Genomic DNA, 23,179 nt, shown 5'->3' on the forward strand with positions numbered 1-23,179 from the left:
TGCCCTCAATGTGTGCGCACAACTCATCTATAGCATGTTTTTAGAAGAATGGCAGGCGCCAAAAATACAAATATTGTCAAAACTGGCGGCGCGGCTACAACATCGATTGCGCAGTTGCAATGCGTCGATTTATTTTTAACTATCAGTCAGTCGCGGCTTGCGGCTGAGCTTCCTTTCGGTCGAGCTGCGGTCCGGGGCCACTGGAAAGCTTGTATGCAGCAGACAGCCCGTCCGAGAGCGTCTAACCTGCCCGCCCCGCGCGCACCAAGAAATTCCGCTTCTAGAACCTCCGCCCGATCTGCGAGTGTCGAATGACGCAGGCGAAAAACTAATTCCAAGAGTAACTTCATATTACTACCGGCAAATAAGCTGCCATTGAAGTTTTTTATCGACCGACAAGATGACTCCAAAATGAGACATTGAGCAGTTGTAACGTTCTCTGCCTCTTCTAAGATTTGTTTGCAAAACGTTATTCGCGATTTTGCAAATTTGAGCGGCCACGACCGCTCATTAACACTTCTATACGCACGGATGGGGCACATGAACAATACTTATCGATCACTTTGGAACGAATCCCTCGGGGCCTGGGTTGCGGCGCCGGAGACCACCAGTGCTCGAGGTAAGCACAGTGGAAGTTGCGTGTCAGGTTCCGCTGGGGGTAGCGCACTGGCCTCACTCCCGCCTCGACGTTTACGCAGGGGTGTTCTGACTGCGCTGCTGGCGATGAGCGGATTGGGGTGGGGCTCTTGGGCTGAGGCGCAGGTGAATTGCTCTGCGGCGCCGTACAACTTTTACAGCGGCAGTGCGACGTGCGCGGGTTTTCAGTCGCAAGCGACTCTCGGCGGAGCCACGGCTATAGGTTTCAATGCCGCCAGTACGGGCCTGAATGCCACCACTCTTGGTTACCAAGCCCTTGCCTCTGCGACCAATGCCCTTTACCTGGGTGCGCGCACCGGCCCCGCGACAGGTGCATTGGCCGAGAGCGCGATTGCCATCGGCACAGACGTAACCTCCAGCGGCTCGGGGTCCATCGGCGTCGGCGTGCAGTCGCTAGTAACCGGGAAATTCGGCATTGCCCTGGGCGTGCAAGCCCGTGGCACGGCGGAGGGCGTGGTCGCAGTCGGCAGCGGTGCCAACAGTTCGGGATTCAATGGTGTGTCTGTTGGCGCCGCAGCCCTTGCCTCAGGCACCAACTCCATTTACTTGGGTTCGCGCACCACTGGAACCGGAGCGTCCGCGGAGTCAGCAATTGCCATCGGTACAGACGTGAACTCCAGTGGGGAGCGTGCCACTGCAATTGGCTTCCAAGCCGGGGCCAGCGGCTACTCAGCCACGGCTCTCGGCGCGACCGCCCGGGCGATCGGGGACGGCACAGTTGCAGTCGGCCAAGGGGCCGGTGCGGCCTCGACGAGCGCCAATACGGGTTCGGTCGCCGTGGGTATTGCCGCGGGACAACTTGTCTCCGGCGCGCAGAACACCGCCATTGGCGGTGGCGTTGAGAGCGTGACCCGGGGCGCGGGTTCGGGCGTCACGGGCACGCGCAACGTCGCCTTCGGCACGGGCGACGGCTCGGTAACCTACGCCGGGACCTTGAAGGCTTCGGCAGGCAGCCTGGTCAGCGGCAACGACAATATCGCCATCGGCACCAACGCCGGCATCGGCGTCACGGTCAGCGGGACGACGTCGATCGGCCTGAACGCGAATGCGACCTCGACATCTGCAGTCGCGGTAGGTACCAGCACGGTCGCCAGCAACATCAATGCGGTCGCGTTGGGCGCTGCCGCCACTGCCACCGCCGCTGGCGCCAGCGCGTTGGGCACCTTCGCCAATGCCTCGGGAGCGAACTCCACTGCGGTCGGCGTCAGCGCCACGGCCGGGGCCGACTTTGCATTTGCCGGGGGATGGAGCAGCAAAGCGCTTGGGCTTCGCACCGTCGCGCTAGGCAATCAGGCAGAGGCAACCGACGACGCGGCCACCGCCGTCGGCAATGCCGCTCGAGCGGTAGGAAATAGTTCGCTTGCGCTCGGGGCGCAAGCGCTCGCGATGGGTACCAGTACGGTTGCGGTCGGCCAGGGTGCCGGTGCGGGCTCGACGGCTGGCAATACCGGTTCAGTCGCATTGGGTATCGCATCCGGGGCACTGGTTACCGGTGCGCTGAACACAGCCATCGGCGGCGGCACTGCGAGCGTGATGCGGGGCGCGGGTTCAGGCGTCACTGGAACGCGCAACGTCGCCTTCGGCACAGGCGACGGCTCGGTGGCCTACGATGCCACTTTGGACGCTGCGGCAGGCAGCCTGGTAAGTGGCAACGACAACATCGCCATCGGCACCAACGCCGGCATCCGCGTCGCGAGCAACGCGACGACGTCGATCGGCCTGAACGCGAATGCGAGCGCGGGCAACGCAATCGCCATCGGTACTTCCGCGATTGCCAACTCGGCCGAAGCGGTTGCAATCGGCACCAACGCCACCGCCACCGGCGGCCGCTCGGTTTCCATCGGCTCCGGCAACGTTGCCAACGGCAACGGCGCGGTTGCCATCGGCGATCCGAACACCGCGACCGGCGACGGCGCGGTTGCGAACGGCATGGACAACACGGCCACCGGCAACGGCTCCGTGGCAATGGGCAACACCAACATGGTGGGCGGCGGCGGCCAGGCGGTCAGCGTGGCCGGCACGGCGGCACAGGGCGCGGTCGGCATTGGCTACCAGAACACGGTGATCGGCCAAGGGAGCGTCGCGATCGGCAGCACCAGCAAGGCACTGGCCGCGGGCGCGGTGGCGTTCGGCGACACAGCGGTTGCGAACAATGCGCGCGACGTGGCGCTGGGCTCCGGTTCGGTGACTGCCGCTCCGGTGGCGACGCCCAGCACCGTGATCAATGGCACGACCTACAACTTCGCGGGCACCACGCCGACGAGCACGGTCAGCGTCGGCACGGGCGTGGTGGGCGGCGAACGCACGATCACCAACGTGGCGGCGGGCCGGCTCTCTGCAACCAGCACCGATGCGATCAACGGCAGCCAGCTGTACCAGACCAACCAGGCGGTAGAGGCTGTGGCAACGACAGCGGGCAAGGGATGGAACCTGAGTGCCAATGGCGAGGCGACGCCGCAAAACATTGCGCCAGGCGCAACGGCAGACTTCGCCAACGGCAGCAATACGACCGTCACGCGCACGGGCAACCAGATCAGGGTCGATGTGGTGGCAAATCCGACCTTCACCTCCGTGACCACAGGCAATACCAGGATCGACAACAACGGCCTGACCATCGTGGGGGGACCGAGCGTAACGACCACCGGCATCAACGCCGGTGGCACGCAGATCACGAACGTGGCAGCCGGAACGGCCGCCACGGATGCTGTCAACCTGACCCAGCTGAACAACACGGTCGCCGGCAACAAGACCAAGTACTACAGCGTCAACTCCACCGGCGGCGGCAACGAGGACAACCTGGGCGCAACCGGCGCCGACGCCATCGCGTCGGGCAAGGGCGCAACGGCCGCAGGTGCCTCCAGTGTGGCCATGGGCCTGGGCGCCACGGCCAGCACGGCCAACAGCGTGGCGCTGGGTGCGGGCTCGGCCACGGCAACAGCCGTCGGCACGCCCAGTACCGTGATCAATGGCACGACCTACAACTTCCAGGGCATCACGCCTGTGGGCACGGTCAGCGTCGGCACAGTGGGCGGTGAACGCACGATCACCAACGTGGCCGCGGGCCGGCTCTCTGCATCCAGCACCGATGCGATCAACGGCAGCCAGCTGTACCAGACCAACCAGGCGATCGAGGCGGCGGCAACGACAGCGGGCAAGGGATGGAACCTGAGTGCCAATGGCGAGGCGACGCCGCAAAACATTGCGCCAGGCGCAACGGCAGACTTCGCCAACGGCAGCAATACGACCGTCACGCGCACGGGCAACCAGATCAGGGTCGATGTGGTGGCAAATCCGACCTTCACCTCCGTGACCACAGGCAATACCAGGATCGACAACAACGGCCTGACCATCGTGGGAGGACCGAGCGTCACGACCACCGGCATCAACGCCGGCGGCACGCAGATCACGAACGTGGCAGCCGGAACGGCCGCCACGGACGTTGTCAACCTGACCCAGTTGAACTCCACGGTGGCCGGCAGCAAGACCAAGTACTACAGCGTCAACTCCACCGGCGGCGGCAACGAGGACAACCTGGGCGCAACCGGCGCCGACGCCATTGCGTCGGGCAAGGATGCGGCGGCCACGGTCGACGGGGCCATTGCACTCGGCTCAGGCTCGGTTTCCGACCGCTTCGTGGCGCCCTCGACCGGCAGCATTCCGGCCGGCAGCAGCCTGATCGAATACAACACCACCGACCGCACGCTGCTCGGCGCGCTCTCGGTCGGCAGCGCCACCACGTACCGCCAGATCACCAACGTGGCCGACGGCACACAGTCGCAGGACGCAGTCACGGTGCGGCAGCTCAGCGGTGCGCTGCAATCGTTTGCCGTCACGCCCACGCTGTACTTCCACGCCAACTCCACGGCGGCGGATTCGCTGGCCATTGGCGCCGAGTCGGTGGCGGTCGGGCCGCAGACGGTGGTCAACGGCAACAACGGCGTGGGCATCGGCAACGGCGCCATCGTGCAGCAAAGCGCGCCGGGTGGCATTGCCATTGGCCAAGGTGCGACTTCGCATCTGGCGGACTCGATTGCAATGGGCACCAACGCGTCGGCCGCCGGGGCTCAGGGCGTGGCACTGGGCGCAGGCAGCAGCGTGACGCAAGCCGGCGGCGTGGCATTGGGCGCGGGTTCCGTGGCCTCCACCGCGGCGGGCGTGGCGGGCTTCGTGCCGCCCACGGCGACCGATGCGCAGCGCATTGCCATCGGCGCAACGACCAGCACACTGGCGGCGGTGTCGGTGGGCGATGCGGCCAACGGGCAGTTCCGCCAGATCACCGGCGTGGCAGCAGGCACGGCCGACAGCGACGCGGTCAATGTGTCGCAGCTGCGCGGGGTGCAAGGCGTGGTGGCGGTGATCGACCAGTCGACGGTCAAGTACGACACCAACCCGGACGGCTCGATCAACTACAACAGCGTGAGCATGGGCGGCAGCGGCGCGACGGGCCCGGTCACGGTGCACAACGTGGCACCCGGTGTGGCCGGCACCGACGCGGTCAACGTGAACCAGCTGAACGCCGGCATTGCGGGCGCCAACGCCTACACCGATGCGCGCGTGAACTCCCTGGGCGGCGAGATCCGCAGCATTGCCAAGGACGCCAGCGCCGGTGCCGCGGGTGCGATGGCAATGGCCAACATGCCGCAGGCCTACATCCCGGGCAAGAGCATGGTGTCGGCGGGCGTTGCGGGCTTCGACGGCCAGGCCGCCCTTGCCCTTGGCGTGTCGAAGCTTTCGGACAACGGCCGCTGGGTCGTCAAGTTCAGCGGCTCGGCCAACTCGCGCGGCAAGGTTGGCGTGGCGGCCGGCGCGGGCTTCCATTGGTAAGCCGACGGCCCGAAACAAGAGGAACAACATCATCATGACCAAAACGCAAATCCATCGCTTCTCGGCCGTCGCACTGGGAGCCGCCGCCATTCTGGTTCTGCAGGGCTGCAGCTCTTACGTGAGCAAGGGCATCACCGACGACGGCAAGGCCACCGAGGTGGTCTTCCCCAGCGTGGAGCACGACGCCTGGCTGAAGGAAGGCACGTTCCCCAACCTGGACAACCTGCGCGCGGTGGCACCGGGCGTCACCAAGGACCAGCTGTACGACCTGCTCGGCCGCCCGCATTTCAGGGAAGGCATGGCGGGCCCGCGCGAGTGGGACTACATCTTTCACTTCCGCAAGCCGGGCGGCGGGGTCACCACCTGCCAGTACAAGGCGATCTTCGACAAGGACTACAAGGCGCAGACATTCCATTGGCTGCCCGCCGGTTGCGGCGACGTGCTGGCGCCGCGCGCGGTCCCGGTGGCCGAACGGCCGGCCGGGGCGGCCCCGGCTGCGCCGCGCAAGGTCACGCTGGGCGCCGATGGCCTCTTCCGCTTCGACGGCAGCTCGCTGGCCGACCTGCTGCCCGAGGGCCGACGCAAGCTGGAGGCCCTGGCTGGCGAGATCAAGAGCAGCGTCAAGTCGGTGGATGCCGTCCGGGTGACGGGCCACACTGATCGCCTGGGCAGCAGCACCTACAACAACGCCCTCTCGCTGGCGCGTGCCAACACCGTTCGCAACTATCTGGCGCAGTCCGGCGTGCCGGCGCAGACCGTGCAGGTGCAAGGCAAGGGCGAATCGGAACCGAAGGTGCAATGCGCGCAAACCAGGCGCGCGGAGCTCATCGACTGCCTGGCGCCCAACCGCCGCGTAGAGATCGAGGTCTTCGGCGGAAGCTGAACGACCGGGCTCGGCGTAACTCGCCGGGCCCGCTTCAAGGGCAAGCCTTTGCTCGGTAGCCGCGTTACAAACAGTCGCGGCTTTGTCTGACATCTGTGATTTTGAAACAACTCGATCTTCCGTTCTCGATTAGGAGGTTGAGATGGAAGATCGTGACAAGAGAAACGACCCCGATTCGCAAGCGACAAGGGCTCTTTGGTGGGTGATTGCCGCAATGGCGACGGTGATTTGTACGCTCGCGCTGCTGCACCTTGCAGTGCAGCGCGAGCGCGCGGCCATAGCCGTTGGCCAAGTTGAGTTTCAGCTGCTGCCCGAGGCCGTTGCCGAAGCCTGGAGGGCTACCCCACCCCTCTTGAATCTTGAGAGTAAGCCCGCATCATTGACCCCATCAAAAAAACCGGAGGAAGATGATGTCGAGGTCTTCGGATGCGCGCGCCCTCTCGAAGCTCGCCTGGGAGGCGGCGTGGGAACGTCTGGGCAATGCGCTGCAACCACCGCCGGGCTATCCGGAGCCGACGGCGGAGCAGCTTCAGGAGTGCTTTCGCGTGGCGCAGGAGCAGCTTGAAAACTTGCGCGAGGCCTATGACATCGCACCGCCACGCAATCCGTAAGTGAAGCCGGCCAAAGCCTTCGCGCACGCGAAATTTCGCAAAAAGAGGGTATTTCCCAGAGTGCGAGTCAGCCGCTAAACAGTAACGCCGCGTACATTACCGCCAATGTACTATCGGCTCGGTCCATGCACGTGAATTCTTTACTCTTGGTTGCGCTGCTTCTTGTTGCAAGCGGTTTGTTCTGGTGGTGGGCCTTTGGCGGAGGCCTCTTCGCCCTGATCTCGGTCGCGGTGATCGGCTTGGGGGCCGCGCTCTACCTGGCCATGCGCGGGGACAAAGGCATCAAGGACGAGCTCGACGCGCAAGTGCCCCCAAAAGACGCGGGCAACAAAGAGTCCTGAAGCGCGCGCGCCGCGCGGCGCCAGCGGCTTCCGCGTCAGCGCAAGGCAAACGCCAGCGTCACGGCGCCCAGCGCCAGCATCGCGAGTCCGGCAATGAAGACCACCTCGCCCCAGGCTTCCAGGCGAGCCCCCGATTTGCGCGACCGCATCGAGATGAACGACAGCAGCGCGCTGGCCAGGAAGACCAACGCGTCGATCGCCAGCATGCGGTCGATGACCAGCCGCAGGTCGTCGCGAGGGCCCAGGTGGCCGATCGACATCACCGTCATGCACACGCCGATCATGGTGGCCGACGTGGGCAGGATGTGGGCCGAAAGGCCGCCGATGGATGAGCTCATGTTGTGCGCAAAAGCGTGGCGGCGTACCTCAGCCGATGCGAACCGGCACGAAGATCTTGTCTTCACCGCGCTGGATCAAAAGCGCGACCGACTTGTCGGCCTTGGCCACCACTTCGCGCACCTGCTCCAGGCTCTTGGCGGGCGTGCCGTTGATGGCCAGCAGCACGTCGCCCGCCTGCACCCCCGCAATGGCCGACGGCCCCGCGACATCTTCGACCAGCAGGCCGTTCTCGATGGCGGCTTCGCGCTTTTCCTGCGGCTGCAGGGGCCGCAGCGCAAGGCCGAGCTTGCCCTGCCCCGCGGCGCTGTCGGCCTTTGCGATCTGCGTAGGTTTGTCGCTCGCATCACCGAGCTTCGCGGAAAGCTCCTGGCGCTCGCCCTGGCGCCACACTTCGAGCGTGACCTTCTTGCCCGGCGTCTGCTGCCCGATGACGGCGGGCAGGTCGCCCGACGAGACGATGGGCTGGCCGTCCACCTTGCGGATCACGTCGCCCGCCTTCAGGCCGGCCTTGTCGCCAGGGCCGCCCTTCTCGATGTTGGAGACCAGCGCGCCCTCGGGCTTGTCGAGCTTGAACGAATCGGCAAAGGCCTGGTTCACCTCTTGCACCGCCACGCCCAGGCGCGCATGCGTGGCCTTGCCGGTGGCAACGATCTGGTCTTTCACCTGCACGGCCACGTCGATCGGAATGGCGAACGACACGCCTTGGTAGCCGCCGCTGCGGCTGTAGATCTGCGAGTTGATGCCGACCACCTCGCCGCGCGTGTTGAGCAGCGGCCCACCCGAGTTGCCGGGGTTCACCGCCACGTCGGTCTGGATGAACGGCACGTAGCTGTCGTCGGGCAGCGAACGGCCCTTGGCGCTTACGACGCCGGCGGTGACGGTGCTCTCGAAACCGAAGGGCGAGCCGATGGCCAGCACCCATTCACCGACCTTCAGGTCCTTGGTGTTGCCCAGGGCGAGCGTGGGCAGGTTCTTCGCGTCGATCTTGAGCACCGCGATGTCGGTCTTGGCGTCGGCGCCGAGCACCTTCGCACGGTATTCGCGGCGGTCGGTCAGCTTGACGGTGACTTCCTTGGCGCCCTTCACGACGTGCGCGTTGGTCATGATGAGGCCGTCGGGGCTCACGATGAAACCCGAGCCCTGCGACCGCACCGGCACATCGCGCTGCTGGCCGCGCGGGCCCATCTGGCCCTGGAAGCGGCGGAAGAACTGGAACATCGGGTCGTCGGGGTCGATGCCCTGCATCTCGGCGGCGGCCTCGGTGTCGGAGGCTTTTGCCGTGCCGGTCACGCTGATGTTGACCACCGCGGGGCCGTCCCGCGTGGTGATGGTGGAGAAGTCGGGCAGCGTGACCATTGCGGGGGCTGCGGCGATGGGCGTGGCGTTGGTCGGCGCGCTCACGGCACTGGTGTAGGCGCCGGCACCAACGGCGCCGATCACCCCGGCGGTCGCCAGGGCAAGAACCAGGGCGGAGGGAGAAGTCAGGCGGGTGTTCATTTCTAGCTTTCCTTTCAATGCGTCTGCACGCAAACACGATGAAAGGAATGTCGGCCCGCTGACTTAAGCGCGCCTTAAAGCGCGGCTCGAATTGGAGAAGAACTCAGGCCTTGGCCGGAAAACGCACCACCGCCCGCAAGCCGCCCAGCGTCGGCGAGGCCGCGAGCGCTACCGTGGCGCCATGCAGGTCGGCAATCGACTTGACGATGGCCAGCCCCAGGCCGCTGCCCGGCGCCTGCGGCTCGCCAGAACGATAGAAGCGGTCGAGCACCCGCCCGCGCTCCTCCTCGGGCAGGCCGGGTCCGCTGTCGTCCACGCTGAGCTCCACGCCCCCGCCTTGCACCGCAATGCCCACGTCGACGCGCCCGCCTTCGGGTGTGTACTTCACGGCGTTGTCGACCAGGTTGCGCAGCAGCATGCGCAGCGCCTCCGGCTGGCCGTTCACCACGGCGGCGTCGTCCGCATGCGAAATGCCGATGTCGATACACCGTGCCTGCGCCGCCGCGACCGTGTCCGAAATGGCCAGTCGCGCGGTTTCGGCAAGGTCGACCGGTTCGGGCTTTGCGCCTGCGGCCATGCTGGCCTCGTGCCGGGCCAGCGCCAGCATCTGCTCGACGAGCCGCGTGGCGCGGTCGATACCCGCAACCAGCCGGCTCACGGCAAGATCGCGCGCGGCGTCGTCGGGCGCGCGCTGCAGGCCCTGCACCTGCAGCTTCAGTGCGGCAAGCGGCGAACGAAGCTCATGCGCGGCATCGGCCACAAAGTGCTTTTGCGCATCGAAGGCGTGGCGCACCCGGTCGAACAGCAGGTTGAGTTCTTGCACCAATGGGCGTACTTCGTCGGGCAGGCCTTCCTCGCTCACGGCGGAAAGATCGTCGGCTTGCCGCGATGCAACCTGCGTGCGCACGCGTGCCACGGGCGCGAGCGAAAGGCTCACCACCCACCACACGATGAGCATGAGCAGCGGCGCCATGAGCGCCACGGGCGCAATGGTGCGCAAGGCCAGCGCGCCGGCCATGTTGCGCCGCGCCGCCATGTCTTGCGCCACCTGGATGACCAGCCCGCTCGTCTGCATCGAGAACACGCGGTACGTGGTGCCGCGCGCACGCACGTCGGCAAAACCCAGCACCGCCAGTTGCGGCAATGCGGCCTGCTCGGCGGATTCGAAAATACGCACGCCGTCGGCCGTCCACACCTGCACCACGAACTCGAAGTTCTGCTCGCCGCTGCCGATGCCGCCGACGGCCGCGCTCGGCGGCAGCCCGGCACGCAGCGAAAGCGCCATCTGCTGCATGTGGTAGTCGAAGATGTCGTCGGCCTCCTTCAGCACCGTGCGATAGGCCACCACCGCCTGCGCCCCGGCGGCCAGCACAATGGCCACAAGCAGAAACCACAGCAGGCGCGCGCGCAGCGACCCCGTCAGCGCGCGGATCATGCCTTGGGCACCATGTAGCCCACGCCGCGCACGTTGCGGATCAGTTCGGCGCCCAGCTTCTTGCGCAGGCCGTGCACGTACACCTCGACCGCGTTGCTGCTGATCTCATCCTTCCAGCTGTAGAGCTTTTCTTCGAGCTGGGCGCGCGACAGCACCATGCCGGGCCGCGCGATCAGCGGTTCGAGCACCGCCCATTCACGGGCCGAAAGTATCACCGGCTGGCCTGCGACCGAGACCTCGCGCGTGGCGGGATTGATGCTCACGCCCATGTGCTCGTACACCGGCTCGGCACGCCCGGCCGCGCGGCGCAGCAGTGCCCGGATGCGTGCCAGCAGTTCGTCCAGGTCGTAGGGTTTGAGCACGTAGTCGTCGGCGCCCGCGTCGAGCCCTTCGATGCGCTGCTGCACAGAGTCGCGCGCGGTGGCAATCAGCACGGGCATGCGCTGCTTGCGGGCGCGCAGGCTGCGCAGCACCTCGAGCCCGTCGCGGCGGGGCACGCCCAGGTCGAGCAACACCAGGTCGTATTGCTGGGTGCGCAATGCGGACTCGGCCGCCTCGCCGTCTTTCACCCAGTCCACCGCGTATTGCTCGGCCCGAAGCAGGTCGAGCACGGCCTCGCCGATCATCACGTCGTCTTCCAGAAGCAGCAGTCGCATGGTTGTTGTGATCCGTTTCGGGGTTCGAGGCAGCGGCGGCGCGGAAAGTTCAGGCTACAGCAGCGACCTGACCTCGCGCGCGGCCTCGAAGAGCAACGGGAGCATCTCGCGCTGGAGCGTCTCTTCCTGGTAGCGCGTGCCGGAGAGCACCACGTTGAGCGCAGCCACCGTATGGCCCTGCATGTCGCGCAGCGGCACCGCGAGCGCCTGCACGCCGAGCTCATGCTCTTCGCTGGCAAAGCAGTAGTCGTTCTTGCGCGTTCGCGAAATCAGCTGGCGCAGGCTGCGGGCCTGGGTGGTGGTGTGCGGCGTGAGCCGTGCGAGGTGGCGACCCTTCAGCCACTGCGTGAGCTGCGCGGGCGCCATGGCTGCGAGCAGCACCCGCCCGGTGGAGGTGGCGTGCGCCGGCAGGCGGGCGCCGAGGTGCAAGCCGTACGCCAGCACGCGGGTCGGCGTGCCGTAGCTGCCGCTGCGCGCGATGATGACCACCTCCTCGCCATCGAGCACCACGGCCGAGAACGATTCGCCGGTTTGTGCCGCAAGGCGGTTGAGCGTGGGCTGCAGCGCACGCGGCAGGCGCGACGAAGCAAGGTAGCTGCCCGAAAAGCGCAACACCTTGGGCGCCATCCAGAAATAGCTGCCGTCCGTCTCCAGGTAGCCCAGGTGGGCCAGCGTGAGCAGGTGCCGGCGCGCGGCGGCCCGCGTGAGGCCGGCGCGCTCGGCGGCCAGGGTGGCGTTGAGGCGCTGGCGCTCGGTATCGAAGCTTTCGAGCACGGCCATGCCCTTGGCAATACCCTCGATGAAGTCGGCTTTGGCGATGGTCATCTGGTCGAAGTGAGAAGTGTTGCGCGATCATCGCGCAGCCGCTCGCATGATCGCACAGAGCCTCGCAGAGCGCCGCGCCAGCATGCCGCGCACGCCCTACGCTCCGGAAAACCCCATCGGAGACATCCACATGCGCACACAGGTCGCGATCATCGGCGCGGGCCCAGCCGGCCTGCTTCTCGGGCAGCTGCTTTTCAAGGCCGGCATCGACAACATCATTGTCGAGCGCCAGAGCGGCGGCTACGTGCTGGGGCGCATACGCGCGGGCGTGCTCGAGCAAGTCACCATGGACCTTCTGGCGCGCGCCGGCGTCGATGTGCGCGCCAAGGCCGAAGGGCTGCCGCACGAAGGCATCGAGCTGCTGTTCAAGGGGGCGCGCCACCGAATCGACATGCACGGCCTCACGGGCGGAAAGCAGGTCACGGTGTACGGCCAGACGGAGGTGACGCGCGACCTGATGGAAGCGCGTTCGGCCGAAGGCCTGACCACCGTCTACAGCGCGGCCAACGTGAGCCTTCATGACTTCGATTCGCAGCGCCCCCGCGTGCGCTACGAGAAAGACGGCCAAACGCACGAGATCGAATGCGACTTCATTGCCGGCTGCGACGGCTACCACGGCGTGAGCCGGGCCAGCGTGCCCGCGGAGGCAATCCAGACCTACGAGAAGATCTATCCATTCGGCTGGCTCGGCGTGCTGGCCGATGTGCCGCCGGTGTCTCATGAACTCATCTATGCCAACACCGAACGCGGCTTTGCCTTATGCAGCATGCGCAGCGCCACGCGCAGCCGCTACTACGTGCAGGTACCGACCGAAGAGCGCGTTGAAAACTGGAGCGACGAGGCCTTCTGGGACGAGCTGCGCGGACGACTCGACCCCGAAGCCCGCGAGCGGCTGGTGACCGGGCCTTCGCTGGAAAAGAGCATTGCGCCGCTGCGCAGCTTCGTGGCCGAGCCGATGCGTTTCGGCTCGTTGTTCCTGGCCGGCGATGCCGCGCACATCGTGCCGCCCACCGGCGCCAAGGGGCTCAACCTTGCGACGGCCGACGTGGGGTATCTCTCGCGCGCGCTCGAGATCTTCTACGGCGAGAAAACGCCCTCCGCACTCGACCGCTATTCGGACCTTTGCCTGCGCCGCGTGTGGAAGGCGGAGCGCTTTTCGTGGTGGTTCACCTCGCTGATGCACCGTTTTCCGGAGACCGGCGCCTTCGGCCAGAAGATCCAGGAGGCCGAGCTCGACTACCTGGTGCACTCGCACGCCGCCTCTACCGCGCTGGCCGAGAACTACGTGGGCCTGCCGCTCGAAGATTTCTAAGCCCGCAGCAGGCTCTACTTTTCGAGCGTCTGCTTCATCGCAGCGCCGCCCTGGTCCTCACGATGCGGGCGCGCTGCCTACCGCATCGGCCTCGACGATGAATTCCTTGTAGATCGTTGCCATGGTTCTTCAATCCACTGTGTGCATGGCCTGCCACACGCGCGCCGGGCTCAGCGGCATGTGCAGGCGCGGTGCGCTGGCCGCAAAGCCGTTGCGCGCAAAGGCGTCTGCCACGGCGTTGACGATGGCCGGCGTGGCGCCGATGGTGCCCAGCTCGCCCACGCCTTTCACGCCCAGCGGGTTGTTGATGCAGGGCGTCGACTCGTCCATTTCCATGTGGAACATGGTCTGCACGATGTCGGCGCGCGGCGCGGCGTAGTCCATCAGGCTGCCGGTCACGGGCTGTCCGGTTTCGTGGTCGTACACCACCTGCTCGTACAGCGCCTGGCCGATGCCCTGCACCGCCCCGCCTTCGAGCTGGCCGCGCACGATCATCGGGTTGATCACGCGGCCGACGTCGTTGACCGAGCTGTAGGCCACCACGCTGATCTCGCCGGTGGGCGGGTCGATTTCGATCTCGCAGATGTGGCAGCCGTTGGGCCAGGTCGGGCCAGCCACGGTGCTGGTGGAATCGACGAAGATTTCGCCGTCGGGCTGCTTGCCCGCCAGGGCGAACAGGTCGAGCTCGAGATCGGTGCCGGCCACGTTGAACACGCCGCGGCTGTAGACGATGTCGTCGACGGAGGCTTCGAACTCCTGCGCCGCGAGCTCGCGCGCCTTGTCGATGGTGCGCTCGGCGCCAATGCGAACGGCTGAGCCGCCGGTAAACAGCGAGCGCGAACCGGCGCTCCCGAAGCCGTCGCCGCGGTCGGTGTCGCCAAGCACGACGCGCACCTTCTCGATCGGCACGCCGAAGGCATCGACCGCCAGCTGCGCCAGAGACGTGGCAATGCCCTGTCCCATGGCATTGACGGCCGAGAACACCTCGATCACGCCGTCGGCCTGAACCGAAACCGTGACGCGCTCCTCGAACACGTTGCCGCCCGTCCATTCAAGGAAAGTGGCAATGCCCAGCCCGCGGTGCTTGCCCTGCCGCGCCGATTCGGCCGCGCGGGTTTCAAAGCCCTGCCAGTCGGCGAGCGTCAGCGCCTGGTCCATCACCGACTCGAACTTGCCGGTGTCGTAGGTCTGCGCCATCGGGTTCCTGTAGGGCATCTGCTCGGGGCGGATGAAGTTGCGGCGACGCAGTTCGACGCGGTCGATTCCGATCTGGCGCGAAGCCTCGTCCATCAGGCGCTCGATGGTAAAGATGGCCTCGGGGCGGCCCGCGCCGCGGTAGGCACCGGTGGGCGCAGTGTTGGTGAGCACCGCCTTGAAGTGAAAGTCGATGGTCTGGATGTCGTAGACACTGGTTTGCACCCAGGGGCCGATCAGCAGCTGGATGGCGACGCCGGTGCCGGTGGCATAGGCGCCCACGTTGGCCAGCGTCTTGATGCGCAGCGCGAGGATTTTTCCGTCGGCATCTAGCGCGAGCTCGGCCCGGGCCTCGATGTCTCGGCCGTGCGCGCTGGAAAGAAATTCTTCGCTGCGCTCGGCCACCCACTTCAAGGGGCGCTTGACCTGCAGCGCGGCAAACGCGACGGCGATGTCTTCGGGATAAGCGCCGGTCTTCATGCCGAAGCCGCCGCCCACGTCGCCCACCACCACGCGCACCTTCTCCTTCGCGAGGCCGATGGCGCCGCACACGGAGTCGCGCACGCCCGAGGGCATTTGCGTGCTCATGCGAATGGTGAGGCGGTCGGATTCGCCGTCGTAGGCTGCAAGCACCGAGCGCGGCTCGATGGTCAAGGCGACCACGCGCTGGTTCACCACGTCGAGCGCGACCACATGGCTGGCCTTGGCAAAGGCAGCTGTCGCGGCTTCGCTGCTGCCGTGCTTCATTTCGGCGGCAATGTTGCCGGTAGCTTCGGCGCACAACTGCGGCGCGCCGTCGGCGGTGGCGCTCGCAAGATCGACCACCATGGGAAGTTCGTCGTAGTCGACCATCACCGCCTCGGCGGCATCGCGCGCCTGCTGCACGGTTTCGGCCACCACCGCCGCCACCGCCTCGCCAACGAAGCGCACGCGCTCGTGTGCCATGGCAAGGCGCGGCGGGCTGGCGCAGTCGCCACCATCGGCGCGCTTGAAGCCTGCGGCGCCCGGCATGGGCTGCACACCCGCCTCAGCCATTTCGGCGCCCGTGATCACGCGCAACACGCCGGGCATGGCCGCAGCGGCGACCGTGTCGATGGACACGATGCGCGCATGCGGATAGGGAGAGCGGAGAAAGACAAGATGCGCCTGTCCGGGCAGCGTGACGTCGTCGGTGTAGCGGCCTGCGCCGGCCAGCAGGCTCTCGTCTTCGAGGCGGCGAACCGCATGGCCGCTACCGAAACGCGTGGGGTTGGAGTCAGTGGTCAACGTGGTCCTCTTGGGCTGGCCTCCGCAAGGCGATGCCGGCCTGGCGGTCCGCTATGGGTCTGTTGTGATATTCCTGTGCGCCGTTGCACCGGGAGCCTGTGTATCGCAGGCCGCATCGTTTGTGCGAGCCGCTGAAGAGTGGCCATTTTCACCCATCCGGATGAAGCTCGCCACGAAGCCGTGTATACCTACGGCATGCAACAACTGCCCTGGCTCGAACCCGGAGACGCACTGCCCGACCCCGCATCCGCGTGGGGCGAAACCGATCCCGTGCCCGGCCTGCTCGCAGCCGGCGGAGCGCTCGATGTCGGCACCCTGACGCAGGCCTACGGCCGCTGCGTATTTCCATGGTTCAGCGAAGACCAGCCGATTCTCTGGTGGAGCCCGGACCCGCGCATGGTGCTGCAGGTGGCCGACTTCAAGCTCCACCGGTCGCTGCGCAAGACCCTGGCGCGGTTTGCAGAGGCGCCGGGCTGCGAAGTGCGCATCGACCACGATTTCGCATCGGTCATCAAGGCCTGCTCGCAATCGCCGCGCGTGGGGCAGTCGGGCACGTGGATCGTGCCGGACATGGTGAAGGCCTATCTGGCGCTGCACCGGGCCGGCCACGCGCACAGCGTGGAAACCTGGATCGACGGCGAGCTTGCGGGTGGGCTCTACTGCGTGGCGCTCGGGCGCGCGGTGTTCGGCGAATCGATGTTCACCCGGCGCCCCGACGCCTCGAAGATCGCGCTGGCGGCGCTGGTGTGCCTGTGCCGCCGGTTCCAGGTGAAGATGATCGACTGCCAGCAGAACACCGCTCACCTGGCGAGCCTGGGAGCGCGCGAAATGTCCCGCGACAGGTTCGTGGCGCATGTGGCCAATGCCCGCCTGCAAGAGGGGCCACAGTGGCATTTCGAGCCCGTATACTGGACAGAACTCCTTTCCACGCGACCTTCTCAATCGACGTGACGCACCTCAAGGATCTTCCGCTTCACACGCTGCAGTTCTACGCGACGGCGCCCTACCCCTGCAGCTATCTGCCCGACCGCCAGGCCCGGTCGCAGGTGGCCACGCCCAGCCACCTGATTCACAACGACGCCTACTCAGACCTGGTGCTCAGCGGCTTCCGGCGCAGCGGAATGTTCACCTACAGGCCCTACTGCGACGGTTGCCGCGCCTGCATCCCCCTGCGCGTGCTGGTCAACAGCTTTCATCCCACCCGCAGCCAGCGCCGCGCGTTAAAGCAGCACAAGAACCTGCACGCCCGAGTGCTCAAGCTGTGCTTCGTGCCCGAGCATTACCAGCTCTATCTTCGCTACCAGAACGGCCGCCACGCCGGCGGCGGCATGGACCACGACAGCATCGACCAGTACACGCAGTTCCTGCTTCAGAGCCGGGTCAATTCGCGGCTGGTCGAGTTCCGCGAGACGCTGCCCGACGGCAGCGCGGGCGCGCTGAAGATGGTGTCGATACTCGACGTGCTGAACGACGGTATTTCGGCCGTCTATACCTTCTACGAGCCGGGCGACAGCGCGGGCTACGGCACCTACAGCGTGCTGTGGCAGATCGAACAGGCCCGAAAACTCGGGCTGCCGCATGTCTACCTTGGCTACTGGATCGAAGGCAGCGCCAAGATGAACTACAAGGCGCGCTTCAGCCCTCATGAACTGCTGATCGACGGACACTGGCAGGCGTCAAACGATTTCACAAGGTAAAATGGCGCCCGGTCCACACCGCATCGCGCCATGAGAAAAAACCAATCCGACGTTCCTGCCGTTCCAGTCATCCAGGTGATCGAGCGCATGTTCGCGCTCATTGACGTGCTCGCCTCCCGCGAGGAGGCGATTTCGCTGAAGGAAATCAGCGAGAAGACCGGGCTGCACCCCTCCACCACCCACCGAATCCTCAACGACCTGGCGGTCGGCCGCTTCGTCGATCGGCCCGAGGCCGGCAGCTACAGGCTCGGCATGCGGCTGCTGGAGCTTGGCAACCTGGTCAAGGGCCGGCTCAACGTGCGTGACGCCGCGCTGGGGCCGATGCGCGAGCTGCACAAGCTCACGCAGCAGCCGGTGAACTTGAGCATGCGGCAAGGCGACGAAATCGTTTATATCGAGCGCTCATACAGCGAGCGTTCGGGCATGCAGGTGGTGCGCGCCATCGGCGGCCGGGCCGCCCTGCACCTGACCTCGACCGGCAAGCTGTTCCTGGCAGCGGACGATCCGCAGCGCGTGCGCAGCTATGCCACGCGAACCGGCCTGGCGGGCCACACACGCAACAGCATTACCCAATTGCCAGCGCTGGAGCGCGAGCTCTCGAAGGCGCGCCAATACGGCATTGCGCGCGACAACGAAGAACTGGAGCTGGGGGTGCGATGCATGGCCGCCGGCATCTACGACGACCAGGGCAAGCTGGTGGCGGGCCTGTCGATCTCCGCGCCGGCGGACCGGCTGGACGAGGGCTGGCTGCCCAAGCTGCAGGCCACGGCCAATGAAATTTCGGGGGCGCTGGGCTACAAGGACGCCACCTCGGCGCCTGCTGCTTCAGGCGCCAGCGGCAACGGCTCTTCAGCCGCTGCCTGAGTCGTTCAGCCGGCGACCTGGTAGGCCGCGTTGCTGCGCGAGGCTGCCGGCGAGCCGGTGGAGGCATGCGCTGCCTCGACCCAGCGGCGAACACGCTCCGCATCGGCAATGCGGCTGTACTTGCCGGCCGAATCCAGGAACACCATGATGAGCTTGCGCCCGGCCACCTTGGCCTGCATCACGAGGCACTGGCCCGCTTCGGAGATGTAGCCCGTCTTCTGCAGGCCGATTTCCCAGTCCGGGCTCTTCACGAGGCGGTTGGTGGTGTTGAACTGCAGCACGCGGTTGCCAACTTCGACCTGATATTCAGGCGAGGTCGACAGCGACCGCACAGTGGCGTCGGAATAAGCGGCATTCACAAGCAGCGCCAGATCCTGTGCGCTCGACTGGTTTCGGCTCGACAGGCCCGTGGGCTCCACGTAGCGCGTGTCCTTCATGCCGAGCATCTTTGCCTTCGCGTTCATGATGCTCACGAAGGTTGCAAGACCGCCCGGATAGGTACGGCCCAGCGCATGCGCTGCACGGTTTTCGCTCGACATCAGGGCCAGGTGCAAGAGCTCGCCGCGCGTGAGCGTGGTGCCCACCGTCAGGCGCGAACGGCTGCCCTTTTCGGTGTCGACGTCGTCCTGGGTAATGGTGATCAGTTCGTCGGTCGGGAGACGGGCTTCGCTGATCAGCAAGCCGGTCATCAGCTTGGTGAGCGATGCAATCGGCAGCACCGCATGATCGTTCTTGCTGAACAGCACTTCATGCGTGTCTTGATCGATCACCAGCGCAACGCTCGACTTCAGGTCGAGCACGTCTTCGGTGCCATGCAAGCCGGCCAGTTGGCCGAACGACTGGCGTGCCGGCGTTTCGACACGAACGACCGAGCGGCGTTGCACGGCAACCACGGTCTTGCCGTTCTTTTGGCGAATGGAGGCCACCACATTGCGGCCACCACGAACGACCTTTTCGCTTCGATCGGCCTTGCCGCCGCGCTTGGCGACGACGGCAGCGCGCGGCGCCTTGGCCGAACGCTTGACTTCCACTGGCACGGGTCCCGCGGCCTTTTTGGCCGTGGACGTCTTGGCGACAGTTGTTTTTTCCTTCTTGGCGGCCTGTGCACCGGACAGCAAAAACGCCGTGGCGCAGAGCGCGACGGCGACGAATTTGACTGCGGGCAAGAACCGCTGGCTGGAAACTCGGCGGGGGCGGGTTTCGGGCATTAATAAATCTCCAGCGGCAAAATGAGAACCGCAGTGTATCGAAATCAAAAAAGGCACGCAATATCAGTTACTTGCGCCCTTTTCTTCACTCGAATCCAAGGATCACTCGTAAAACTAACCTTGTGCCGCCACTTTCTCAGCTTGGCTCTGCAACTTATTGAGAGCACTCAAATAAGCTTTGGCCGACGCGACCACGATGTCGGGGTCCGCGCCTACTCCATTCACTACCCGCCCTGCATTTTGTAACCGAACAGTAACTTCTCCTTGGCTTTCTGTCGAGCCACTAATCGCATTAACCGAGTAAAGCACCATCTCGGCGCCGCTCTTGACAAGCGATTCGATGGCCTTCAGAGAAGCATCAACCGGGCCATTGCCGTCGGATTTGCCCGTGACTTCCTTGCCCTGAACGGTAAAGACGACCTTGGCCTGGGGGCGCTCGCCGGTTTCGCTGTGCTGGGAAAGCGACACAAAAGCGAACTGTTCATCAACGTGCGCCAATTCCTCGGCGCTGACGAGCGCGAGGATGTCCTCGTCAAAAATCTCCGACTTGCGGTCGGCCAGTTCCTTGAAGCGCAGGAAGGCGGCATTGATGTCGGCTTCGCTGCCCATCGTCACGCCCAGGTCTTGCAGGCGCTGCTTGAACGCGTTGCGCCCGCTGAGCTTGCCCAGCACGATCTTGTTGGCCGTCCAGCCCACGTCTTCGGCGCGCATGATCTCGTAGGTGTCGCGCGCCTTGAGCACACCGTCCTGGTGAATGCCCGAGGCATGCGCAAAGGCATTGGCGCCCACCACGGCCTTGTTGGGCTGCACCACGAAGCCCGTGGTCTGGCTCACCATGCGGCTCGCCGCCACGATGTGCCGGGTGTCGACATTCAGCTCGAGCCCGAAGTAGTCCTTGCGGGTCTTCACGGCCATGACGATTTCTTCGAGCGAGCAGTTGCCCGCGCGCTCGCCCAGGCCGTTGATGGTGCACTCGACCTGGCGTGCGCCGCCGATCTTCACGCCCGCCAGCGAGTTGGCGACAGCCATGCCGAGGTCGTTATGGCAATGCACCGACCACACGGCCTTGTCGCTGTTGGGCACGCGCTCGCGCAGCATCTTGATGAAGTTGCCATAGAGCTCGGGAATGGCGTAGCCCACGGTGTCGGGCACGTTGATGGTGGTGGCGCCCTCGTTGATCACGGTTTCGAGCACGCGGCAGAGAAAGTCGGGGTCGCTGCGATAGCCGTCTTCGGGGCTGAACTCCACGTCTCCCACGAGGTTGCGCGCAAAGCGCACGGCAAGCCTGGCTTGCTCATGCACTTCGTCCGGCGACATGCGCAGCTTCTTTTCCATGTGAAGCGGCGACGTTGCGATGAAGGTGTGGATGCGCCCGCGCGCCGCGCCCTTGAGCGCTTCGGCCGCACGCGAAATATCGCGATCGTTGGCGCGTGAGAGGCCGCAAATCGTCGAATCCTTGATGGCGTTGGCAATGGCCTTGACCGCTTCGAAGTCACCGTTCGAGCTGGCCGGAAAACCGGCCTCGATGACGTCGACCTTGAGCCGCTCGAGCTGCTTGGCGATGCGCATCTTCTCGTCGCGCGTCATCGAGGCGCCGGGCGATTGCTCGCCGTCGCGCAAGGTGGTGTCGAAAACAATGAGTTGGTCGGTCATCGTGGATTTCCTTATGTTCGTTTGCACCTTGCGCGTACGGCGGCGGACAGCTTCAGGCGACTTCAACCACCGATTGTGCGCTGTGCGCGCCCCGGGTGCGCGCGCGCTGCACGCCCGAAACAATGGCCTTGAGCGAAGCCGAGATCACGTCCGCATCGATGCCCACCCCGAACAGCGTCTGGACCTCGTCCACGCGCAGTTCGAGGTACGCCACCGACCTGGCATCGGCACCCGCGCCAATCGCATGCTGGTGGTAGTCCATCACGCGCACGGTGTGGCCAGTGGCCTTGCAGAGGGCTTGCGTGAAGGCGTCGATCGGCCCGTTGCCGCGGCCTTCGATGGCGCGGATTTCACCGTCCCACGGCAGGTTGCCGCGCAGCACCACCGAAGCACTGGCGCCCTCGCCTTCTTCCTCGAGCACGCGGTGCTGCAGCGAATGCGCGGCCTCGATGCCGTATTCGCGAACGAACAGCTGCCAGAGGTCTGCCGCGGTGAGTTCCTTGCCGGCCACGTCCATCACGCGCTGCACGGTCTGCATGAACTCCATCTGCAGGCGGCGCGGCATCTCGATGCCGTACTCGCTTTCGAGCAGGTAGGCCATGCCGCCCTTTCCCGACTGGCTGTTGACGCGAATCACGGCCTCATAGCTGCGGCCCACGTCCTTCGGATCGATGGGCAGGTACGGCATGTCCCAGATGTCGCCTTCCTTGCGCGCGGCAAAGGCCTTCTTGATTGCGTCCTGGTGCGAGCCCGAGAACGAGGTGTAGACCAGGTCGCCCACATACGGGTGGCGCGGATGCACCGGGATCTGATTGCAGTGCTCGACCGTCGCGCGGATCTCGTCGATGTTGGAGAAGTCGAGCTCCGGCGAAACGCCTTGCGTGTAGAGATTGAGCGCAACGTTCACGAGGTCGAGGTTGCCGGTGCGCTCGCCGTTGCCGAAAAGGCAGCCTTCGATGCGCTCGGCGCCCGCCATCAGCGCCAGCTCGCCGGCTGCGGTGCCGGTGCCGCGGTCGTTGTGCGGGTGCACGCACAGCACGATGGAGTCGCGGCGCGCAAGATTGCGGTGCATCCACTCGATCATGTCCGCGAAGATGTTCGGCGTGGAGTGCTCCACTGTGGTGGGCAGGTTGACGATGCACTTGTGCTCGGGCGTGGGCGCCCAGACTTCGGTGACCGCATCGACCACACGCTTGGAAAACACGACATCGGTGCTCGAGAACATTTCGGGCGAGTACTGAAAGGTCCACTTGGTTGCGGGCTGCTTCGCGGCGAATTCGTTGAACATGCGCGCGTGGCTGCTGGCCAGCTCGACGATCTGGTCTTCGTCCATGCCGAGCACCACGCGGCGCATCACGGGGGCTACCGCGTTGTAGAGGTGAACGATGGCACGCGGCGCGCCTTGCAGCGACTCGAAGGTGCGCGCAATGAGGTGGTCGCGCGCCTGCGTCAGCACCTGGATCGTCACATCGTCGGGAATGCGGTCTTCCTCGATCAGCTTGCGCACGAAGTCGAACTCGACTTGCGAGGCGGAAGGAAAGCCGACTTCGATTTCCTTGAAGCCGATGGCCACGAGCGTCTCGAACATGCGCATCTTGCGCGCAATGTCCATCGGCTCCACCAGCGCCTGGTTGCCATCGCGCAGGTCCGTCGACAGCCAGATGGGCGCCTTGGTCAGCACGGCATCGGGCCAGGTGCGGTCCTTGAGGCCGATCGGGGCGAATGCGCGGTATTTGGCTTGAGGTTGCTTGAGCATGTCGATTTCTCTGGATGGTTGGAATTCAACCAGCAACCCCAAAAACAAACGGCCCGTTGCTGGTGCGAACGGGCCGTGGTGAGGGATTTGCGCGTGCGCTACCGTCTCCGCCCGTGAGGGAGGGCTAGTAGGGCCAGCAGCGAAATCTTGGTCATGAGGGT

Annotated in this window: 17 protein-coding genes and 1 pseudogene; 9 read left to right on the top strand and 9 right to left on the bottom strand. The window is 65.5% G+C overall.

Annotated elements, in window-relative coordinates; all coding sequences use genetic code 11:
- Nucleotides 1-540: 540 nt before the first annotated feature.
- The 5 genes and pseudogenes from EJI00_RS25560 to EJI00_RS05485 all read left to right on the top strand — a co-directional run.
- Nucleotides 541-1,383 (top strand): annotated as a pseudogene (locus EJI00_RS25560) (ESPR-type extended signal peptide-containing protein); the annotation flags it as partial.
- 51 nt (nt 1,384-1,434) lie between these two features.
- Nucleotides 1,435-5,481, top strand: a complete 4,047-nt coding sequence (locus tag EJI00_RS05470) for a beta strand repeat-containing protein (RefSeq protein ID WP_409514005.1) — start codon at nt 1,435-1,437, stop codon at nt 5,479-5,481.
- Nucleotides 5,482-5,515: 34 nt separating this feature from the next.
- The gene (locus EJI00_RS05475; RefSeq protein ID WP_126746457.1) at nt 5,516-6,364 is read left to right on the top strand and encodes an OmpA family protein; all 849 of its coding nucleotides are present in this window, start codon (nt 5,516-5,518) and stop codon (nt 6,362-6,364) included.
- A 407-nt stretch (nt 6,365-6,771) separates the two neighbouring features.
- A complete protein-coding gene (locus EJI00_RS05480; protein WP_126746458.1) occupies nt 6,772-6,975 on the top strand; it encodes a hypothetical protein in 204 nt (67 codons plus the stop codon).
- Between the two features lie 125 nt (nt 6,976-7,100).
- Nucleotides 7,101-7,316 (top strand): hypothetical protein, encoded by a 216-nt coding sequence (locus EJI00_RS05485; RefSeq protein WP_126746459.1) that lies wholly within the window; start codon nt 7,101-7,103, stop codon nt 7,314-7,316.
- Between the two features lie 35 nt (nt 7,317-7,351).
- On the opposite strand, the gene EJI00_RS05490 is transcribed toward EJI00_RS05485, so the two are convergent.
- The 5 genes from EJI00_RS05490 to EJI00_RS05510 all read right to left on the bottom strand — a co-directional run bounded on the left by EJI00_RS05490 (nt 7,352) and on the right by EJI00_RS05510 (nt 12,068).
- Complete coding sequence (locus EJI00_RS05490; protein WP_126746460.1) at nt 7,352-7,654, bottom strand: hypothetical protein; 303 nt, start codon at nt 7,652-7,654, stop codon at nt 7,352-7,354.
- 28 nt (nt 7,655-7,682) lie between these two features.
- Complete coding sequence (locus tag EJI00_RS05495) at nt 7,683-9,152, bottom strand: DegQ family serine endoprotease (protein WP_126746461.1); 1,470 nt, start codon at nt 9,150-9,152, stop codon at nt 7,683-7,685.
- A 103-nt stretch (nt 9,153-9,255) separates the two neighbouring features.
- The gene (locus EJI00_RS05500) at nt 9,256-10,587 is read right to left on the bottom strand and encodes an ATP-binding protein (RefSeq protein ID WP_126746462.1); all 1,332 of its coding nucleotides are present in this window, start codon (nt 10,585-10,587) and stop codon (nt 9,256-9,258) included.
- On the bottom strand, nt 10,584-11,243 hold the full coding sequence (locus EJI00_RS05505) for a response regulator (RefSeq protein WP_126746463.1): 660 nt from the start codon (nt 11,241-11,243) through the stop codon (nt 10,584-10,586). Before EJI00_RS05505 ends, EJI00_RS05500 begins: the two co-directional genes overlap by 4 nt.
- A gap of 54 nt (nt 11,244-11,297) precedes the next feature.
- Nucleotides 11,298-12,068, bottom strand: a complete 771-nt coding sequence (locus tag EJI00_RS05510) for an IclR family transcriptional regulator C-terminal domain-containing protein (protein ID WP_126746464.1) — start codon at nt 12,066-12,068, stop codon at nt 11,298-11,300.
- Between the two features lie 130 nt (nt 12,069-12,198).
- On the opposite strand from EJI00_RS05510, the gene pobA reads away from it, so the two are divergent.
- On the top strand, nt 12,199-13,380 hold the full coding sequence (gene pobA / locus EJI00_RS05515) for a 4-hydroxybenzoate 3-monooxygenase (RefSeq protein ID WP_126746537.1): 1,182 nt from the start codon (nt 12,199-12,201) through the stop codon (nt 13,378-13,380).
- A 129-nt stretch (nt 13,381-13,509) separates the two neighbouring features.
- Here the strand turns inward: pobA and EJI00_RS05520 are convergent, their stop codons facing one another.
- On the bottom strand, nt 13,510-15,840 hold the full coding sequence (locus tag EJI00_RS05520) for a xanthine dehydrogenase family protein molybdopterin-binding subunit (protein ID WP_126746465.1): 2,331 nt from the start codon (nt 15,838-15,840) through the stop codon (nt 13,510-13,512).
- Between the two features lie 195 nt (nt 15,841-16,035).
- Between EJI00_RS05520 and aat the strand changes: the two genes are divergently transcribed.
- The 3 genes from aat to EJI00_RS05535 are packed head-to-tail and all read left to right on the top strand — an operon-like array spanning nt 16,036 to nt 18,401.
- A complete protein-coding gene (gene aat, locus EJI00_RS05525) occupies nt 16,036-16,791 on the top strand; it encodes a leucyl/phenylalanyl-tRNA--protein transferase (protein WP_126746466.1) in 756 nt (251 codons plus the stop codon).
- Nucleotides 16,788-17,537 carry an arginyltransferase gene (locus EJI00_RS05530; RefSeq protein WP_126746467.1) on the top strand — a complete coding sequence of 250 codons (750 nt, stop codon included), beginning with the start codon at nt 16,788-16,790 and terminating at the stop codon, nt 17,535-17,537. Before aat ends, EJI00_RS05530 begins: the two co-directional genes overlap by 4 nt.
- 30 nt (nt 17,538-17,567) lie before the next feature.
- On the top strand, nt 17,568-18,401 hold the full coding sequence (locus EJI00_RS05535; protein WP_126746468.1) for an IclR family transcriptional regulator: 834 nt from the start codon (nt 17,568-17,570) through the stop codon (nt 18,399-18,401).
- A gap of 5 nt (nt 18,402-18,406) precedes the next feature.
- On the opposite strand, the gene EJI00_RS05540 is transcribed toward EJI00_RS05535, so the two are convergent.
- The 3 genes from EJI00_RS05540 to leuA form a co-directional block, all read right to left on the bottom strand.
- Nucleotides 18,407-19,609 carry a serine hydrolase gene (locus tag EJI00_RS05540; protein WP_126746469.1) on the bottom strand — a complete coding sequence of 401 codons (1,203 nt, stop codon included), beginning with the start codon at nt 19,607-19,609 and terminating at the stop codon, nt 18,407-18,409.
- Nucleotides 19,610-19,723: 114 nt separating this feature from the next.
- The gene (locus EJI00_RS05545; RefSeq protein WP_126746470.1) at nt 19,724-21,262 is read right to left on the bottom strand and encodes a 2-isopropylmalate synthase; all 1,539 of its coding nucleotides are present in this window, start codon (nt 21,260-21,262) and stop codon (nt 19,724-19,726) included.
- A gap of 52 nt (nt 21,263-21,314) precedes the next feature.
- Complete coding sequence (leuA, locus tag EJI00_RS05550; RefSeq protein ID WP_126746471.1) at nt 21,315-23,018, bottom strand: 2-isopropylmalate synthase; 1,704 nt, start codon at nt 23,016-23,018, stop codon at nt 21,315-21,317.
- Nucleotides 23,019-23,179 lie beyond the last annotated feature (161 nt).

The organism is Variovorax sp. DXTD-1, assembly GCF_003984625.1.
In the GTDB taxonomy this organism is placed as follows: Bacteria; Pseudomonadota; Gammaproteobacteria; order Burkholderiales; family Burkholderiaceae_C; genus Variovorax.

What these genes read in the sequence shown, in the direction of transcription:
- EJI00_RS05500 (WP_126746462.1), bottom strand. Translation starts at nt 10,587, where the DNA reads ATGATCCGCGCGCTGACGGGGTCGCTGCGCGCGCGCCTGCTGTGGTTT.
- EJI00_RS05485 (WP_126746459.1), top strand. Translation starts at nt 7,101, where the DNA reads ATGCACGTGAATTCTTTACTCTTGGTTGCGCTGCTTCTTGTTGCAAGC.
- leuA (WP_126746471.1), bottom strand. Translation starts at nt 23,018, where the DNA reads ATGCTCAAGCAACCTCAAGCCAAATACCGCGCATTCGCCCCGATCGGC.
- EJI00_RS05490 (WP_126746460.1), bottom strand. Translation starts at nt 7,654, where the DNA reads ATGAGCTCATCCATCGGCGGCCTTTCGGCCCACATCCTGCCCACGTCG.
- aat (WP_126746466.1), top strand. Translation starts at nt 16,036, where the DNA reads ATGCAACAACTGCCCTGGCTCGAACCCGGAGACGCACTGCCCGACCCC.
- EJI00_RS05480 (WP_126746458.1), top strand. Translation starts at nt 6,772, where the DNA reads ATGATGTCGAGGTCTTCGGATGCGCGCGCCCTCTCGAAGCTCGCCTGG.
- EJI00_RS05535 (WP_126746468.1), top strand. Translation starts at nt 17,568, where the DNA reads ATGAGAAAAAACCAATCCGACGTTCCTGCCGTTCCAGTCATCCAGGTG.
- EJI00_RS05505 (WP_126746463.1), bottom strand. Translation starts at nt 11,243, where the DNA reads ATGCGACTGCTGCTTCTGGAAGACGACGTGATGATCGGCGAGGCCGTG.
- EJI00_RS05540 (WP_126746469.1), bottom strand. Translation starts at nt 19,609, where the DNA reads ATGCCCGAAACCCGCCCCCGCCGAGTTTCCAGCCAGCGGTTCTTGCCC.
- EJI00_RS05545 (WP_126746470.1), bottom strand. Translation starts at nt 21,262, where the DNA reads ATGACCGACCAACTCATTGTTTTCGACACCACCTTGCGCGACGGCGAG.
- EJI00_RS05475 (WP_126746457.1), top strand. Translation starts at nt 5,516, where the DNA reads ATGACCAAAACGCAAATCCATCGCTTCTCGGCCGTCGCACTGGGAGCC.
- EJI00_RS05495 (WP_126746461.1), bottom strand. Translation starts at nt 9,152, where the DNA reads ATGAACACCCGCCTGACTTCTCCCTCCGCCCTGGTTCTTGCCCTGGCG.
- pobA (WP_126746537.1), top strand. Translation starts at nt 12,199, where the DNA reads ATGCGCACACAGGTCGCGATCATCGGCGCGGGCCCAGCCGGCCTGCTT.
- EJI00_RS05510 (WP_126746464.1), bottom strand. Translation starts at nt 12,068, where the DNA reads ATGACCATCGCCAAAGCCGACTTCATCGAGGGTATTGCCAAGGGCATG.